Source organism: Streptomyces sp. NPDC005574 (assembly GCF_040605435.1).
Classification (GTDB): domain Bacteria; phylum Actinomycetota; class Actinomycetes; order Streptomycetales; family Streptomycetaceae; genus Streptomyces.
In genome coordinates, this window is sequence record NZ_JBEXCW010000288.1 from 1 (window position 1) to 1,397 (window position 1,397).

The window sequence follows — 1,397 nt, forward strand, 5'->3', positions numbered from 1 at the left end:
TACGACACCGCGTCCACGAGCAGCCCCTCCCGGCGATCCGACCAGACAGATGATCATGCCACCGGCGAGGGCTCCCGCTCAACCTGACAATGCCAGAAGGGAAGCTTCTGTGGCTCTCGCCCGCTCTGCCCGGAGACACCCACGACGTGAGGGCCGCCCGCGAGCACGACATCATCGACACCTGCGCGCAGCTGGATCGCGAGGTCCTGGCGGACAAGGGCTACACCGGCGCCGGCGGCACGGTCATCACCCCAATCAAGCGCAGGCCGAAGACCGAGCTCAGCGACAAGCACAAGAAGTCGAACAAGGTCCACGCCACACTGCGGGCTCCCGTCGAGCGGACCATCTCCCGGATCAAACAGCAGCGGATCTTCCGCCACGCCCGCACCAGCCCGAACAGGCTCACGTCAGCAGCCCCAGCGATCCTCACCCTCATGATCTACACATGAAAAATGCTCCAGGCACCCAGCATCCAGTCCCGCTGACACCCGCCCAATGCCGCCAATGCGCTGACGCACAGATGCCACCTTACAGAATATGAGTATCGACTACTCCGCCACCGTTGATGGGTCATGCCGTGCCATGAGGTGGGCGGAGCGTGAATTTGGACTACCCGCGATGCCCTGACCCGTCGAATCCGGGAGACTTCTATTTTTTAGGATGGGCTATGAAGAAGTATCGTTCTACCGCCAAATTGCTTGCGGTTATCGCAGTTGGGGCAGTAATCCCGGGTTCCGCAATGCTGCTAGCAGCCCCCGCAAGCGCGACAACAGTCAATTTTGCCGACCGCACCTCGAAAAGAGAAGCTACCCTTGCCGTCTCCTTTGACGGGAAAGACGCTGTCGGATATCTGTGTGATGGCAAGAAGGTTGGCACGTGGCTACGGGGTGCGCTTAACTCATCTGGGAAGTTCGATCTACTAGGTGCTGACGGAACTCACTTGAGCGGCGCAAAGGGCGGCAAGCATGTCACAGGGCGCATCCGGCTTACCGATGGTAGAACTTGGTCTTTTGACCTCCCAGAGGTGAAAACGGCAACGATGTATCGCGCCAGCGCCGGGCTATACGACAAGCAATTGACCGCAGGCTGGGTAGTACTGCCTAACGGTGACCAGGCGGGTATTCTCGAACGTAACGGAAGGGATCTTCCGGCGCCAAAGCTGAATACCAACGCCACAAACATTACTATTGATGGCATTAAAATGTCTATCCAAAAAATCTTTGCCCGTAATTCTCGAATGCATGGCGGTGGCGGGAAGACTGAGGCTGGTACGCCTGCACCTGGTCGCACCGTCCTGGACGGCGGGAAGACTGAGGCTGGTACGCCTGCACCTGGTCGCACCGTCCTGGACGGCGGGAAGACTGAGGCTGGTACGCCTGCACCTGGTCGCACCGTCG

At 59.5% G+C, this 1,397-nt stretch carries 2 protein-coding genes; both read left to right on the top strand.

Features of this window, described 5'->3' with window-relative positions; translation table 11 throughout:
- Window positions 1–89 precede the first annotated feature (89 nt).
- Window positions 90–449, top strand: a complete 360-nt coding sequence (locus ABZT03_RS44185; protein ID WP_356049958.1) for a transposase family protein — start codon at window positions 90–92, stop codon at window positions 447–449.
- Window positions 450–667: 218 nt separating this feature from the next.
- A partial coding sequence (locus ABZT03_RS44190) for a hypothetical protein (RefSeq protein ID WP_356049960.1) occupies window positions 668–1,397 on the top strand: 730 nt, incomplete at its 3' end.

What these genes read in the sequence shown, in the direction of transcription:
- ABZT03_RS44185 (WP_356049958.1), top strand. Translation starts at nt 90, where the DNA reads ATGCCAGAAGGGAAGCTTCTGTGGCTCTCGCCCGCTCTGCCCGGAGAC.